Raw genomic sequence first — 15643 nt, 5'->3', positions numbered from 1 at the left:
TTTACCCTCCTATCGCTTTCATTGGATCAACATGAGTAACTGTACGAATAGAGAAAACCCCACCAAGTACCGCAACGATAATAAGCACCGCACTATAAATCATTAATTTAGCAGAGTCCAATTGAAAGGGCATCGTCGTTGGTAAAATCATATTCGTCAACAAGGTCAAGATTACTCCAATCGCCACGCCTACTACACCTAAAATAAAGGTTTGAGCAATAATCGATTTCACGATATAACCGTTTGATACCCCTTGAGCTTTCATCACACCAAACAAACTGATTTTTTGCAAGGTCATAACATAAATGAAAATCCCGATAATGGCAGCCGTAATCACAAAAAGGAAATAAATCATCGCATTTAACGTTAGATTTTGCTCACTATATCCTGGTAATTTTTCTATAAAGTCTTCCATCGCGTATTTCGCTAAGTCATCATCACTTTTATTTAATTTGATCTTGTTTGTTGCAGTTTCTTTAACAACAATCCCATTGATCGGTGCTTCTCCCCTTTCAATGACCTTACCAAACTTTAGCTCTCGCCACTGATCCAGTGATGTATAAATCAAGGGAACAATACTAAATGTATTTTTTTCAGTGATTCCAACGACTTTTAATTCTTTGTCTAATTTACCAATTTTTACAGTATCACCAAGTTTAATCCCTTGTTCTTCAAGGTTTTCAGGAATCACAATTTCCCCTAATTTATCAAAGTAACGACCTTGAGTTAATTTTGGTTTAATTGAACTTGTTTGAGTAACACCAAATAAAGAGATATTTATCTTGTCGGATTCTTTATTTTTACCTGTTTTGTTCAAAGCTCCCGCATATTGACCTAGTGGTTCTTTCTTTTTTGCCTCTACATGATTTACATCATCCATTACTAAACTAGACGCATTTAAGCTCTTATTTGCATCATCTGACAAGATAATGCTCGTTGCCTGCCAATTATCTACGCCTTTGCGTACTCCCTGCGCTAAACCATTTGCCAGACCTGATAACATAAAAGCAACATAGGCCACTAGCACGATCACTCCTACAACTAGTGAGTATCTTAATTTTGAGTATTTCATCTCTTCTAATCCTAAAAACATTACTTCCACCTCTTTTTTATCATGTGATAAAAAAATACCAAAAAAAATATATTTTTATCGCTTGATAAAAATATTACCATGAAAAAAAGAATTAAACAACTTTTTTCTATCAAGTGATAAAAAATGTTTAATTCTTACTTAATAACCCCATGTAAAACCATCTCTACTAATTCAGTAATCTGTTCTGAGCGCTCTTTTTCCGTAGAAAGTTGATGAACAGTTGAAAATAATAATGATAAACTCATAAGATAAAATTGCGCCGCCTTTTGAGATGGGACTTTAGCACGTAATGTACTTTGGCTGGATTCAAAAATAGATTGCAAGGGTATTAAATAATAATCATTTAATATGTAAAACAATTGCTGTTTATTTTCTGGTTCCATTTCAGCTGCGCTTTGGTGGATGAATGAAAAAATATCTCTATGGTAAACGTTTAACAGCGCATGAGTACATTCCACTAATTGTTCCTCCAGAGAAATAGATCTTTTTACAATTTGCTCTATTTCACTTTTTAGTTGACTGCCAATTTGTTTATTGATTTCAACAAATAAAATTTCCTTATTTGAAAAATGATAATACAATGCTGGTTGAGTGATTCTTGCTGCTTTCGCAATATCTCGAGTCGACGTGTTCTTATAACCTTTTTCTAAAAAAAGCTCTTTCGCCGTTTCTAAAATCGAATGATGTGTCACTTCGAACACTGTTTCCTTTCTCATTGTATCACCTCCAAAATTTCTACTATTTTCACTTACTCAGTACTAACTAAGGACTATTTTAAAACAAATACACCAAAAAAGATAGTGAATAAATAGAAACTAAAGGAAATGCCGTCTCTAGTGTAAATGACAATTCCATGTCGACTAAATAAAATAACAAAATTTATTGAAATATAAAAACGATTACATGACAATTAAGCAGCTACTTGAAATAAAAGATTCTCTTTTGTAACGACAGAAATAAACATTTAACCCACGTTTTACATACTAATTAAGCAAGCTATGTTTTAATACTAATTGGTTCTAAAAATAGACCACACTTAGTGACAATATACAAAAATAAATTCAAACTTTTTAAGGAGTGTTTTTTTGAAAAAAAATACATTTATCGCTACATTGTTAATAACTCTTTGCACTAGTCTCTCAATAGGAAATACCGCATTAGCGTCTGAAACAACAGCCCAAGACAAAGTTATTGCTGAATCTACACAAAAATTAGCTCAATTAAAAGAAACTAAACAACAACTCTCTCAAAGAAAGAACGATACAACACGTAAATTAGCTGACTTAAAAACAAAAAGCAACGCTGTGGTAGATCAATCAGAAAAAAATGATTCTCTAGATCCACTTACCAAATTAATTGAACAGTCTAAAACTAATACATCAAAAAATTCAGGACTTAAAATACTTCGTCCTATGGATCAGAAAAAAGAACGTTTAAATAACTTAAAACAACAACAACTCTCTCTATCAAAAGAAACCGAGACACTTACTAACCAACAAAATGATTTAACACAACAAGAAAATCAACTATCAGAAAAAATCGAACTTGCAAAAAGACAAAAAGAAGAGCAAAGTAAGCAACAAGATACTCGCTCTGCTGTTGTCGCAGCAGCCAAAAATCAATTAGGAAAACCTTATGTTTACGGTGCCGCAGGTCCAGACGCTTTTGATTGTTCTGGATTAGTTCAAATGGCTTTCGCTTCTATTGGTCATCCAGTTGGTCGTACAACTGTTAATCAAGAAAATGCTGGAACAGTTATTTCTGTTGCTGAAGCTAAAGCCGGAGATTTAGTGTTTTGGGGGTCTCACGGCAGTACCTACCATGTAGGTATTTCAACTGGAGATGGCGCGTATATTCATGCTCCTGTTCCTGGTGATGTTGTTCAAATTGCAACTGTTGCGTCATATACACCAGACTTTGCTCTACGGGTACTGTAACTCTTATAAAAAATGAACCCAAGGCAAAAGCGTTTAGCATATTTCCGAATTAGATTTAATCAAAGCGGAGCGTAGTAGTTACTTTTTCTCGTCGTTTATTCAAATTCAAAGAGCGGAACAAAACAAAAAATCCGTTTTGTTCCGCTCTTAAATTATTGATGAACAGTATTCTTCTCATTACTCATTTTTATGAAAAAAATGACTTATTTTTTGACAAAAACAAGAAATTATTTAACATTAGCTGTTCTTCAACTAAAAAATTTCTCATTTTTTTCATTAAAAGTCTAAATAATTGAGAATTCGAGAAAAGTATGGTATTTTATGGTTGTGTGTAATTTGATTTGTGTTCCCTCCATCTCTCCAGATGAGGGAGCATTTTTTTTAATCATATTCCGCTTCAATTATCCCAACAAGAATAGCGCATTCTACTGTGATGGTTACGATTATTTTTGTTTCGATGCATACCATATTGTTCCCTATCTTCATTTCTATACATATCACTTGATTCTTCTCGCTGCTTTTGCATTTCTTGGACTTGTTCTCTTGTTAACTCACCTTTTTTTACTTTTTCTTCTAAATAATTATCCATTTCTTTATCTGACCATTCACGCTGCTTTTGGTTTCTACGTTCTGTTTTATAAGTATCCGTCCTATTGCTTCGTGTATCGTCTACTGCTTCACCGATTGAAGCGAAACCCATTGTTCCTGTCACTAGTGTAATGATTAACCCATAAATAATTTTTTTACTCATTTATTTCCCTCCTATTCTTACTTTTCATTTTAGGAGCTAATTGTGTCAAATATGTGTCGAAAATAATTTCCCTATTCCTCTAATTGTTGATTATAATAAGAGATGACATAAGGAGGAATGAACATGAAAAACCTTTTGATTGTTGACGATCATAGGCAAATTACTGAAGTCCTAAAAGAATATGCACTCAAAGAAGGATATTCACCGATCGTCGCAACCGATGGACAAGCAGCCTTAGAATTATTCTTCACGCATCCAATTGAGGTCATCTTATTAGATGTAATGCTACCAAAGATTGACGGATTTGGAGTTTGCAAGAAAATTCGAGAAACTTCAAATGTCCCAATTATTATGATTACTGCTAAGGGCGAAGACTATCATCGAATCATGGGACTAGATATTGGCGCTGATGATTATATTGTTAAACCTTTTTCACCCAATGAAGTTATGGCACGTATCAGAGCAATTTTGAGACGAATTGAGCGCACTGAAGAGAATCAGCATACGATGGATCAGCTTATTTATGATAATTTGATTGTTTACTTAGAAGAAAAGAAAATCACGATTGAAAATCAAGAAATTGGATTAACCAAACGAGAATTAGAATTGCTTTGGTTACTTTTATCCAATCGAGAAAAAGTATTTTCCAGAGATAATTTGTTGGATAGTTTGTGGGGCTTTGATTATTATGGCGACGCCAGAACAGTGGATACCCATATCAAACGACTAAGAGCAAAACTAGATGAAGTAAATCATCCGAATTGGGAAATTGCGACAGTTTGGGGTCAAGGCTATAAATTTGAGGGTAGAGTATGAAAAATAAACTCACTAAAAAACTCATTTTTTATTTTTCGCTCACGCTATTACTTTTCTCCTTAGTCATAGCTGTTGCCTTTAAAACACTATTTTCCAGACAAACAGTTACTGTCCGAACAGAAGAAATGAGTCGACGTGCCACAGTCATCGCTGATACGTTACAAGATTATTTTGACGAACAACAACAAACAACGACAAATAACAGCTCTTCTAGGCATGGCATGATGGGATCTAGCTCATCAATGATGACAGGTATGGGCTATTCTGCTTTTATCCAGTTTATGGAACAATTGGCTGTTGACGACATTTGGATCGTTGACGAAAATGCTCACACAATTACAGTTGGACATGGCATGCACAGTAAAAAATACAATGAATTGCCTTCTAACGCTCGTGATGTTTTAAAAAAAGTCTACGCCGGTAAAACGACAATTAGCGATGCATTCAGCAATTTCATCGGTGAACCAACGGTAACTGTTGGCGCACCTATAAAAAACAACAAAGGTGACGTATTAGCTGTTGTCTTACTACATTCAGCAATTTCTACTGTACGAAAAGAAGAAAACAGAGGCTATTTATTGCTACTTGTCAGTATGTTAATTGCTTGGATTATCGGACTGTTCTTGTCAATCATACTATCTAAAAAATTCATTGCACCTATTACAAAAATGAGTGCCTTCACCGAAGAGCTTGTTGTAGAAAATTACAGTAAGTCATTGAATCTTGATACGAATGATGAGATGGGAGATTTAGGAAAAAAACTGACAGTTTTAAAAGATCGACTAGCTGAAGCAAAATTCCATCGTGAAAATCGCGAAAAAGCGCAAAAAAATTTCTTATCTACAATCTCTCATGAACTAAGAACGCCTGTGACTGTTATTCGTGGGTCACTTGAATCTTTGAACGACGGACTGATTAACCAGCCCGAAAAAATCAAGCAATATCATCAGCAACTTTTGGCAGAATCAATCGTATTAGAGCGGCTAATCAACGATTTGCTTGAACTATCAAGGCTAGAAAATCCTGAATTTACAATTACAATGGAGCCCGTCAATATTAATGATATATTATCTGACAGTCTAAGAGGCTTGCGCTTAAAAGCATCAGAAAAGCAACAACAGCTGCTAGTTGAACTTGACATGGAAAAACCAACAATCGTTAGCGGTGATTATGGAAGAATTCGACAGCTTTTTGTTATTTTGATTGAAAATGCTATTAAATTTGCTCCACCCCAAGCAACGATTACCATTCAATCAAAAATAGATGAAAAAAGGGAAACCATCAGCATTCACAACGAAGGCTCTTATATTTCTAAGAAAGAACAGAAAGAAATTTTTGGACGCTTTCACCAAGCTCGTACAAAAGAACATTATGATGGAACAGGACTTGGTCTGGCTATTGCAAAAGAAATTGCTGAGCGTCATCACTTTAGCATAGATGTTCATAGTGATAAACATACCGGAACAACTTTTTATGTTACAATCCCTTTGAATTAACTATAAAAACCGCTTAATTCTAATAATTAATAATTGGCTCTCTTATTTACAATCTAAGAGGCCGAGGCAAAAGAGGTTAGGTCTGAAAAATAAGTTGCTTTTTTCTCGCCCTTTATTCGCATTTTAAGGGTCTGAAGTATAAACTCTTTGAGTTATACTTCAGACCCTTAAACTATATCTTCATGATTTTTTCTTTATTCTACAGTTACACTTTTCGCTAGATTTCTTGGTTTATCCACATCATAGCCTCTTTGCAATGTTGCAAAATAAGCAATTAATTGCGTTGGTACAATACTCACTAGTGGTGTTAATAATGGATGAACGTCAGGTATAATTAATTGATCGGTTTCTTTTGACAAAGAAGACAGAGAAATCACAAAATTATGTGCCCCGCGGCTTTCTACTTCTTTTAAATTGCCACGTGTATGTGCGGCCGTTTTTTGATCTGTAATCACCCCAAAAACAGGTGTCCCTTCTTCGATCAAAGCAATCGTTCCATGTTTCAGCTCGCCTGCTGCAAACCCTTCTGCTTGAATATAAGATATTTCTTTTAATTTCAAAGCAGCTTCCATAGATACATAATAATCCACACCACGTCCGATATAAAAAGCATTTCTGGTATGAGTCAGGTAGGTTTCTACTAATTGACTAATGCTCATTTTTTCATCAATGATCGTTTCCATAATTGTTGCACTGACACTTAATTCATGGGCAATATCAAAATCTAAGGACGCTGGATTCTTCTTTTTATCCCCAACAGCTTTAGCAAGAACGGCTAAAACAGCTATTTGGGCTGTATATGCTTTTGTTGATGCTACAGCTATTTCTGGTCCAGCATGCAACAGCAATGTATAATCTGCTTCTCTAGACAATGTAGAACCTGAAACATTTGTTAATGTCAGTGAAGGTAGGTTTAGTTGATTTGTTTGTACCAAAACTTGTCGGCTATCTGCAGTCTCTCCACTTTGACTTAAGAAAATAAAAAATGGATGATCAGAGAGTAACGGCATATTATAACCAAATTCGCTTGATAAGTGTACTTCAACGGGAATCTTCGTCATCTCTTCCAGTATAGCTTTGCCAACCCAACCAGCATTATAGCTAGTACCACAAGCAATGATATATATGCGATCACTTGCTAACATTTTTTCGATAATTCCTTCATCAATTGTTGCTTCCCCAGTTGCGCTCGTATATGTTTCCACAATTCTACGCATCACTGTCGGCTGTTCATCGATTTCTTTTAACATATAGTAAGGATACGTGCCTTTTTCGATATCACTTAAATCTAATTGCGCTTCATATGACTCACGATAAACAATGTTTCCCTTCTCGTCTTCAATCTCAATCTTATCCGCTTTGACTGTCACTGTTTCGCCATCAACAATTTCGACAAAGTTACTGGTTTGTGTAAGCATCGCCATTGCATCACTACAAATAACGTTAAAAGAGTCGCCTAAACCAATCAACAATGGACTTTTATTTTTAGCAACATAAATCGCTTCTGGATCTTTAGTATCAATTAAAGCAAATGCATACGAGCCATGGATGACTGTTAGTGCCTTCTTAAACGCTTCTTTGGTTGTCGCCCCTAACTCAGAAAAGTATTCGATCAAGTGGACAACAATTTCCGTATCTGTTTCACCTTCCATTAATGTTCCTTGAAGAAATTCCTGTTTTATTTCTTCAAAATTTTCGATCACACCATTATGAACTAATGTAAATCGTTGGTTAGATGACGTATGAGGATGAGCATTACGTTCACTTGGTTTGCCATGTGTTGCCCAACGTGTGTGACCAATGCCTAAAGTTCCCTTCACCTCTGGACCAATTTTCGCTTGGAGGTCAGCGATTCTTCCTAAGGACTTGACCAAATAATCTTGATTGTCCTTGCCCATCACAAAAATCCCTGCCGAGTCATATCCTCTATACTCTAATTTTTCTAGTCCTTGAACTAAAATATCCGTTGCATTTTCTTTCCCAATAATTCCTACAATTCCGCACATATGTCTATTTCCTACTTTCTCATTTGGCTTCAGTAACTAAACTAAAAGGGGCATAATCTACATCAGATGATTATTTAATGATCTAATTTGGACTCACAAGCCTTTTAGCAATTGAAACATTTTTTTTTTACGTTTCTATTCTGCTTAGCTGAATCTTTGTTGTAACCTTGCAGTCACTTTTTCTTTTCAGCTTTTAGAGTGCAGTCCCTAGAGCTATCCGCCGAATCTTTCGATAAGCTCTTTCCTCGTCACCTGTACATGCAGGCCTGGCGCTATCCAACATTGGTCTATCTGTCTCTCCTTTATTAAATTGTCAATAGAAACTGAATTAATCATACAATAACATGAACATCCCTGTCAACACTTTATTCAAAAAACAAAAATTGGTCTAGTCTAAAAACCGTAAAAAATAAGGATGAAACAAAACCGAAAACACGTTTTGTTTCATCCTCTAAAGTCGAAATACTCAAGATTTAATAAAAGGATTGTAGAATCGTCCACCATTCACTTTAAACAATCCAAAACTTAGCAATGTTAATAAAATAGCGATCCCCATTACAAGAAAATCTAAATGATGATAGGGACGCTTGGCATACCACGTTCGTTTCTTTTTTCACCAAAACGCCGTAATTCCATTGCGGTACTGATCGTTTCAATTCGATCTAAACTAGATAAAATAAGTGGAAAAACGATCTGTGCAGTCCCTTTTATTCGTTGCGCCAACTTTCCTTTTTTAGACATTTCAAATCCGCGTGCTTGTTGTGCGAAAGAAATATTCACAAAATCTTCTTGAATATCCGGAATATAGCGAATCGCTAATGCCACTGCGTAACTAATTTTATAGCTAATACCAATTTGATTCAAACTAGATGCAAACTCACTTGGATTTGTCGTTAACAGAAAAATCAATACTAACGGAATGGTACAAAAATATTTTAACACTAAATTAAACTCATAGAACAGTTGCTCTTGGGTAAGTGTAAAGCGACCTACTCCTTCGAAAATCATCGTTCTAGAATGATACAGTTCCACCCCATACTCTGGCGCAAATAAATAAACTGCAACAATGTTCAACAAAGAAAAAACGAAAATGAATTTCACTACAAATGATATTTGATACCATTTAATATGAGAAAGCTTGAATAAAACGAGTGAAAACAGTGTCATCATAATCAAAAAACGTGTGTCGTAAGTTGTCATACAAGCAATGGATAACAAAATTAAAAATACCAATTTCGCCGTTCCATTTAATTTATGAATGATTGTATCATCTGGAATATACCCTAACATTTGATGTTCATTCATCGCAAACGCACCTTTCGATCATAAGACATAAAATTTTCTGTAAACAAGAAAGGATCATCCATCCCTAAATGTTTTGCAAAAGTAAATAAACTCGTTTCTTTTAACGATGCATGTTCTACCAATTGAGGATCCGTTAAAACCTTGACTGGTGTTGTGTCAGCAATGAGTTGTCCGTCAAATAAAACTAATGCTCTATCTGTATATTCCAACATCAAGTGCATATCATGAGTAATCATTGCAATCGTCACACCTAACGCATTAAGAGATTCTAAAAAAGTCATCATTTCAGTATAATGCTTGAAATCTTGACCCGCTGTTGGTTCATCTAAGATAATCATCTCAGGCTCTAAAACTAAAATTGAAGCAATCGTTACGCGCTTTTTTTGTCCGAAGCTTAATGCTGAAATCGGCCAATGACGAAATGGATATAGCCCACAAATCTTCAAAACTTTTTCAACTCGTCGTGTGATTTCTGATTCTGAAACGCCTTTTAAAACTAGTCCTAAAGCAATTTCATCAAAAATCATTTTTTTAGAAATCATTTGATTAGGATTTTGCATGACAAAACCAATTTTGTCCGCTCGCTCTTTAATTGAATAGTGAAGGAAGTCTTCCCCATTCCAGGTCATTTCTCCTGATTGAGGTGTAATAAAACCGCAGATTGCTTTACTTAAGGTAGATTTTCCTGCACCATTTTTACCAACAATACTAAGCATTTCACCACGTTTAAAAGATACCGAGATATCAGAAAGGATTTTCCGATCCTTTTGATTGTATTGATAAGTGACATTTTTTAGCTCTAACAAGTTCACAGATCCTTCTTTTTCTGGACGCATCTGTTGTTGACTTCCCCAGCTTTCCATTTGCTCCATTAAATTCGGTGCAGTAATCTGGCGAATATCTGCCAAATGATCAACTGTCTTTAAATCAACTCCTGCATATTTCATTGCTGTTATATACAGAGGTTCTCGAATCCCTTGTTTTGTTAAAATATTCGTTTGTAGTAATTCATCTGCTGGTAAATCAGCAATTACTTGTCCCTCATTAAATACAATTACACGATCAACCGACCGATATAAGACATCCTCTAAGCGATGTTCAATAATTAAAATAGTTGTTTGTGTTTTTTGATGAATCCTTTCAATAAGTGCAATCGTTTCTTTCCCAGCAAGAGGATCAAGATTTGCCAAAGGCTCATCAAAAAGCAGAATTGGTGCTTCATTGATCAGAACTCCTGCCATGGAAACACGTTGTTTTTGTCCACCTGATAAATCTTGAGGTCTATGTTGTAAAAAATCATGTAAGTCAACCACATTTGTCCAATGCTCTACTTCTGCTTTCATTCGTTCTTGAGGAACTTCATCATTTTCTAGAGCGAAAGCTACATCTTCTCCCACTGTTAGTCCAATAAATTGTCCATCTGTATCTTGTAAAACAGTTCCCACATCAAAGGAAAGATCGAATAGACTAGTTTGACTTAACTCTTTGTCTCTAATTTTTACACTTCCTGTAATGTCCCCTTCGTATACATTAGGAATTAAACCATTAATGCAGTGAGCAAATGTTGATTTGCCACTACCACTTGGCCCAACTATCAACACTTTCTCCCCTTCATAGATCGTCAAATTAATATTATGTAATGTAGGGTCAGATTGGCTATGATATTGGAAAGTAAAATCTTTGAAAATAATCAGTGGTTTTCTCATATATATCCGCTCCTTAATTCTATGTAAAAAAGGGCTGGAAAAGGTTATTAAGCTAGAGAAATAAGCTTTCTTTTCCTTGCCCTTCGTTTTTGATCCTACTCTTTTTTCAAGCTACCTTTTTTCGTTCTAGTCGCCGCATAAGCTGCCATTAATACGCTTCCTATTAGTCCGACTGCAATGACATTTAATACAACCGCAATAACGCCTTGCGTGTAAACTTTACTCGCTGGTTCACTATAAATCAATACATCCAGCGTTGGTGCAATAAATCCCCAAACTACAGCATTTCCAATAACTTGATATAGATTAAAACGAATCATATCTTTTTTATTGAACTCTCCATGTTGAAGATCGATTTTTCGTCCAGCAAAGCCATAAATTATTCCTATAATACCAGAACAAACGATCCAACTCCACCACGCACTTCCATATGTTGTAAAATCCTTCAATGTGTGACCGATCAATCCAATTAAGCCACCAGCAATTGGTCCAAAAATAACTGAAACCAATGCTAAAAAAGGATAAGCTGTTTCTAAATTAGTATTTGGAAACCCTGTCGGAATAACCACAAATCGACCTAAAATAACAAATACAGCTGAACCAATTCCAATCGCTACAATTGTTTTTACTGACATCTCTTTTTTCACTTTCCCACTCCTGTTCACCATACTTTAATTTAGCTTTTAATTCATTCTAAAATCTTATTCTTATCGCTGTTAATCCTCACACATAGTACCTTTTTCTTTCATTTCTGTCAACGTATTATCAAATGTTATTCAATAAAAAAATGTAGAATTCGTCCTTTGACAACGGGAAAAATCGAAAAAATAACCTGCTACATAAATATATGTATACAGGTCACTTTTCGCTTTTAACCTACGCCAATTTCAGCTTTAACAACATCAGCGATTTTATCTACATAATAATCAACTTTTTCTTGTGTTGGCGCTTCTGCCATAACTCTCAATAATGGTTCCGTTCCAGAAGGGCGAACTAAAATACGACCATCACCGTTCATTTCAGTTTCCATTAAGTCAACGACTTCTTTAATTGCAGGAACATCCATTGCTCCATGTTTATCAGTTACACGAATGTTGACTAATTTTTGTGGGTACACCGTTAATTCAGAGGCCAGCTCAGATAATTTTTTTCCAGTTTGCTTCATGACATTTAACAACTGGATACCCGAAAGCATACCATCACCTGTTGTATTATAATCTAAAAAGATCATATGGCCAGATTGTTCGCCACCAAAGTTGTAATCATTTTTACGCATTTCTTCTACAACATAACGATCACCAACTTGGGTAATTACATCTTTCATACCAGCAGCTTCCACTGCTTTACGAAAACCTAGATTACTCATCACAGTAGTTACAATCGTATCTTTTTTCAAACGATTCTTTTCTGCTAAATATTTTGCGCAGATAAACATGATTTTATCTCCATCAACAATATTGCCTAGTTCATCTACAGCAATGATTCGATCGCCATCACCATCAAATGCAAGACCGACATCAGCCCCTTTTTCAACAACCATTTCCGCTAATTTTTCAGGGTGGGTTGAACCAACGCCATCATTGATATTTAATCCATTAGGACTTGTGCCCATCGTATAAAAATCTGTCTCTAAATCTGCGAACAAACGATTAACAGAAGTTGCCGTTGCTCCATTTGCTGCATCAATACAAACCGTTAAACCTGATAAGTCTCCTGGAATTGTCTGAACCAAGAATTGTGAATATTTCAATAACCCTTCTGGAAACTCATCTAACGTACCCAAACCTTCTGCAGACGGTCGTGGTAAGTTATCTTCTTCCCCATCTAATAACGCTTCAATTTCCAACTCTTGGTCATCTACTAATTTGAACCCGTCTGCACCGAAAAATTTGATTCCATTATCTTCTGCAGGATTATGAGAAGCAGAAATCATAACGCCCGCTGAAGCTTTTTGCGACCTTGTTAAATAGGCCACTCCTGGTGTTGAAATCACACCTAATTGAAATACCTCGATCCCAACCGAAAGTAATCCTGAAATCAATGCTTGCTCTAATAATTGACCTGAAACCCTTGTATCACGCCCAACTAAAACTCTTGGTCGACGTGTTGAATCTTCATGTTGACTTAAAACATAACCACCACAACGGCCCAATTTAAACGCTAATTCTGGTGTCAATTCCTTATTGGCAATTCCTCTAACACCATCTGTTCCAAAATATTTACCCATACTAATTCTCCTTTAACTTATAGATCCGATTTCCCTTATCTCTACCCATGTTTTATTAGAAATGAAGAGTTTGATTAATCATTTAATTTACAGAAGCAGAAGAGCTTCCATTTTCAACAGCAGGTTTACTACTACTACTTTCTTCGCTAGATGAGCTTGATGAACTAGAAGGTTTTGGCGTCCTTGGTTTTTCACTGGACGAAGAAGGCGTCGATACATCCGAGCTTGAAAAGCTGGTCGTTGTCGTTTGCCCGCTTGCTCCAGAAAAACTTTGATTTGTTCCAGTAAAAATAGGAACAATCGTTACTTCCACTTCCTTAGGCGTAACAATATACTCTGCACTTGCAGGAATTTTTATTGTTTGTTTCGTTGATGAACGTATATTACTTACGTCCACAGGAACCTCTATTGTATCAATTTTATCCAATGTGGATTTAGGACCTTTAATCTCTGCTTTTTGCTCAGAAAGGCTAAATGTATAATGTTCTATATTTGTTGGTGGTGAACCTGTTTGATTGATTGTTAGCCCTACTTCTTTTGAAGGAAGAGTTAAGTCTACGACTACTTTTACTTGAGGCGCTGGATTTTCAATACTTAGTATCTGACCTTTTGCATCAAGGGCTTGAACATTCACTGTCTGCTTGATTTTATCCACAGACTGATTAACATTCGATAATGGCGCTACTACACGATCAATTGCTTTAGCAGTTTCTTCTCCTGTGGTGATTTCTACTGTTTTAGGACTGACATCCAATTTATCTATCTGATACCCTTCTGTTTCAATAGTTTCAGGGAGTTGGGCTTGTACGTCAAATGATTTTGTTACCTTCTTCTCAATCGTGACTGTGATTGTTTTTGGCTCAATCTCAGCAGTAACTGCGGTACTCAACCCTTTCACTCTTAATTGAATTTCTGATGTGCCAAGAGGTGTTTTTCTAAGATCTGCAACAATTTGAAAATTTCTAGTATCTTCATTTGTTTCTAAATCTAACTGAATTCGGTTGGCACTACTTAGTTGAACATTGACTGCTTCTTCATAGCCAGAAACGAAATACTTGTCTTGATCATAATCTAATTGAACAGGAACATTATAAAGCATCTCATCATAAATTTGACTCGTACTGACTACACTTCCTACATTTCCAGATGAATTTGCATTGAAAAACAGTAACAACGCAAAAAGTAATGCTAACAGTCCCGAGAACCAGTTTTTTTGAGAGGCTTTTTTCATTTCTTTTTCGCCCCTTTCGTTACACCTTCCATAAAGTGCTGAAACAAATTCTTCTTATCTTTCGTCCCTTCTTCTGGAACCAATTCTCTTCTAAGAATTTTAAGGTATTCTTCTTGTGTCAATCTCGGAATCAGCTCATTATTTATGGTTAAGCTAACATCTCCTGTTTCTTCTGAAACAATAATCGTCAATGCATCACTAACTTCACTAATGCCGACAGCCGCCCGATGACGTGTTCCGAACTCTTTAGGAATCAAATTGCTTTCAGATAGTGGAAGATACGCACTTGCAACAGCGATTTTCCCTTGTTTCACGATCACAGCTCCATCGTGTAATGGCGTATTTGGAATAAAAATATTGATCAGCAACTCTCCAGTGATATCTGCATCTAAACGGATTCCGGTTTCAATATACTCATCTAACCCAGTATTTCGCTCTATAGTAATCAATGCCCCAATTTTTCGTTTCGACATATATTGAATCGCTTTATCAAATGAAAGAACCATCTTTTCATCTTCTTGCTGTTCAAACTTTGTCGCCCTGAAAAAAGAACTCCTACCAAGATGCTCCAACCCACGTCTGACTTCTGGTTGGAAAATCACCACTGCTGCGATCACACCGTACATAATTACCTGATTCATCAACCACGATAATGTATGTAAACCAATAATCTCACTTAATATTCGAATCACAATAAAGACTGCGACCCCTTTTAGCAACTGGACAGCTTTTGTACCTCTAACAAGCATGATTAGCTTGTAAACAAGGTACCATACTACCAAAATATCTATAACATTAATAATATAATCACGGGACAAAAAATCTGACGAGATCAATTGCCGCCAATAATTAAAATCAAATAATTGACCCACTTGAAAAGACATCATAAACCTCACTTCTCTCTGAAGATTTCTTAATTAGTATACCATAATCTTTTCCTAGGTTACAGGATGAGCGTAAAAGATAGAAAAACTTAGGAAATAAATGAAACGATAGAAAAATTTACAGCCCCCAAAAAGAAGAATGGCTGGGATATAACTCTACGAGTCATACACCAGCCACCTGAAAACGATGG

The 15643-nt window shown here is 35.7% G+C and carries 12 protein-coding genes and 1 pseudogene; 3 read left to right on the top strand and 10 right to left on the bottom strand.

The features are described 5' to 3' along the window. Position 1 precedes the first annotated feature (1 nt). Positions 2-1093, bottom strand: a complete 1092-nt coding sequence (locus A5880_RS12720; RefSeq protein ID WP_086329398.1) for an ABC transporter permease — start codon at positions 1091-1093, stop codon at positions 2-4. Between the two features lie 134 nt (positions 1094-1227). Next, positions 1228-1809, bottom strand: coding sequence for a TetR/AcrR family transcriptional regulator (locus tag A5880_RS12715; protein WP_086329397.1), 582 nt, complete (start codon positions 1807-1809; stop codon positions 1228-1230). A 369-nt stretch (positions 1810-2178) separates the two neighbouring features. On the opposite strand from A5880_RS12715, the gene A5880_RS12710 reads away from it, so the two are divergent. Then, positions 2179-3030, top strand: coding sequence for a C40 family peptidase (locus A5880_RS12710; RefSeq protein WP_086329396.1), 852 nt, complete (start codon positions 2179-2181; stop codon positions 3028-3030). Between the two features lie 397 nt (positions 3031-3427). Here A5880_RS12710 and A5880_RS12705 read toward each other — a convergent pair whose 3' ends face one another. Continuing rightward, positions 3428-3781, bottom strand: a complete 354-nt coding sequence (locus A5880_RS12705) for a hypothetical protein (protein ID WP_086329395.1) — start codon at positions 3779-3781, stop codon at positions 3428-3430. Between the two features lie 123 nt (positions 3782-3904). Between A5880_RS12705 and A5880_RS12700 the strand changes: the two genes are divergently transcribed. Continuing rightward, complete coding sequence (locus tag A5880_RS12700; protein WP_086329394.1) at positions 3905-4597, top strand: response regulator transcription factor; 693 nt, start codon at positions 3905-3907, stop codon at positions 4595-4597. Continuing rightward, on the top strand, positions 4594-6093 hold the full coding sequence (locus A5880_RS12695; RefSeq protein ID WP_086329393.1) for a HAMP domain-containing sensor histidine kinase: 1500 nt from the start codon (positions 4594-4596) through the stop codon (positions 6091-6093). Before A5880_RS12700 ends, A5880_RS12695 begins: the two co-directional genes overlap by 4 nt. 194 nt (positions 6094-6287) lie before the next feature. Here A5880_RS12695 and glmS read toward each other — a convergent pair whose 3' ends face one another. The 7 genes and pseudogenes from glmS to cdaA form a co-directional block, all read right to left on the bottom strand. Next, the gene (glmS, locus tag A5880_RS12690; RefSeq protein WP_086329392.1) at positions 6288-8099 is read right to left on the bottom strand and encodes a glutamine--fructose-6-phosphate transaminase (isomerizing); all 1812 of its coding nucleotides are present in this window, start codon (positions 8097-8099) and stop codon (positions 6288-6290) included. Between the two features lie 466 nt (positions 8100-8565). Continuing rightward, positions 8566-9404: pseudogene (locus A5880_RS12685) on the bottom strand (energy-coupling factor transporter transmembrane component T family protein). Then, entirely contained in the window at positions 9401-11110 is a 1710-nt protein-coding gene (locus A5880_RS12680; RefSeq protein ID WP_086329390.1) for an ABC transporter ATP-binding protein, read from the bottom strand. Before A5880_RS12680 ends, A5880_RS12685 begins: the two are co-directional and overlap by 4 nt. 95 nt (positions 11111-11205) lie before the next feature. Further along, positions 11206-11757, bottom strand: coding sequence for an ECF-type riboflavin transporter substrate-binding protein (locus tag A5880_RS12675; protein WP_086329389.1), 552 nt, complete (start codon positions 11755-11757; stop codon positions 11206-11208). A gap of 224 nt (positions 11758-11981) precedes the next feature. Beyond that, positions 11982-13337 (bottom strand): phosphoglucosamine mutase, encoded by a 1356-nt coding sequence (gene glmM, locus A5880_RS12670; protein WP_086329388.1) that lies wholly within the window; start codon positions 13335-13337, stop codon positions 11982-11984. Positions 13338-13419: 82 nt separating this feature from the next. Continuing rightward, a complete protein-coding gene (locus A5880_RS12665; RefSeq protein WP_086329387.1) occupies positions 13420-14568 on the bottom strand; it encodes a CdaR family protein in 1149 nt (382 codons plus the stop codon). After that, positions 14565-15452 (bottom strand): diadenylate cyclase CdaA, encoded by an 888-nt coding sequence (gene cdaA / locus A5880_RS12660; RefSeq protein ID WP_086330302.1) that lies wholly within the window; start codon positions 15450-15452, stop codon positions 14565-14567. The genes A5880_RS12665 and cdaA overlap by 4 nt, the downstream gene beginning before the upstream one ends. Positions 15453-15643 lie beyond the last annotated feature (191 nt).

The sequence above is a fragment of the Enterococcus sp. 4G2_DIV0659 genome (assembly GCF_002140715.2).
Classification (GTDB): domain Bacteria; phylum Bacillota; class Bacilli; order Lactobacillales; family Enterococcaceae; genus Enterococcus_L; species Enterococcus_L mansonii.
The sequence above is the reverse complement of the archived record's forward strand: the minus strand, read 5'-3'. Positions and strand labels throughout refer to the sequence as shown.